Raw genomic sequence first — 1,186 nt, 5'->3', positions numbered from 1 at the left:
CAATCCAAACTCTATTGTGCTCGCTATGGTTAACTTCCAACATATCCATCGTAAGTTCGCCACCGACTTGGATATTTGGTCTTTCACACAGAACCCAGCGTTTGTCGTAATGCGTTTCCAACTTAACGAATACTTGAGAATGGGAGTTGTCTAAACGACGGTGATGGTGCTCGGAAAATACTTTGATGATGTTGCCATCAGCATAAATAGCGTAAGGAATGAAAACCGACGTACTCATCGCATTCAAAACACGCGCAGCCACGTAACTCTTACCAGTACCAGCATGCCCGTATAGCAGCATTGCTCGACCTGAGTTAATCGCCGGGCCAAGCACTGGAATTAAATGCTCGGAGCCAAATACATCGGACAACGCACGCTCCACATCAGCGCGCATGATCGGGTTTTTACGCAGATCTTGCCCTTCCACAACCGTCCAATAATCTTCCAACGACACAGGAACTGGGCCAATGTAGGGATCTTTTCGATAAGCAATATCCGCCTCAGCCAAACCAAATTCGGTAAGGCTATATCGAACATTAGAATACGAATGACTTAGTTTGTCTGACGCAGGCTGATACACCTCAACCCAACTACGTTTTCTCAACTGCGCGAGTGCAAGCTCAACGATGTTTGAAACCACACACAAACGTTGAGTCAGTTCAACTAAATCACATTTGGGATAAGCAGCCAGATGTTTCAGAACTAGGTTTTCAACGACTGAAGCTGGGATCCCAAGACCTTCCACTGCGGAAGGCACCTTTGGTGGATTGATTTGTGGCACTAGTTTTTCCCAATACGCAGAGCCCATCATACTTCCCCTCTTGAAGTTGCCTAGTCAACTGATGTCGTATGTTTTTCTATTTATAAGTATTAGTGCGTGTAGGAGAAATAAGCTAATCCGATTACGATTACAGGCGCGAAAGGAATCACTAGTGGCTTATTAGACCTAAAGCCTGGTGTAACTTTTTCAATGCAGTAGCCCTTGACCTGATGAGTTAGAGCAACGCTCGTTGAAGCAATGTGCAGCATCAAATAAAAGATGCCAACAATACCCCCTGCGAGAATAATTCCGATAGACGCTTCCCACAGATTACTCAGTCCCAGCCATGCCCCTATGACGGCGAGTAACTTAACGTCTCCTCCAGCCATTGCTTTAATGAGGTAGAGTACAAAGCACACTGCAAAC

At 45.6% G+C, this 1,186-nt stretch carries 1 protein-coding gene and 1 pseudogene; both read right to left on the bottom strand.

Translation table 11 applies throughout. The features are described 5' to 3' along the window. Positions 1-808, bottom strand: a pseudogene (locus tag R7Q38_RS24040) (AAA family ATPase); the annotation flags it as partial. 62 nt (positions 809-870) lie between these two features. After that, on the bottom strand, positions 871-1,186 hold a 316-nt coding region (locus tag R7Q38_RS24035), incomplete at its 5' end, for an A24 family peptidase (RefSeq protein WP_318114570.1).

Origin of the sequence: Vibrio sp. Vb0598, from assembly GCF_033338935.1 — a bacterium.
Lineage (GTDB): Bacteria > Pseudomonadota > Gammaproteobacteria > Enterobacterales > Vibrionaceae > Vibrio > Vibrio alginolyticus.
The sequence above is the reverse complement of the archived record's forward strand: the minus strand, read 5'-3'. Positions and strand labels throughout refer to the sequence as shown.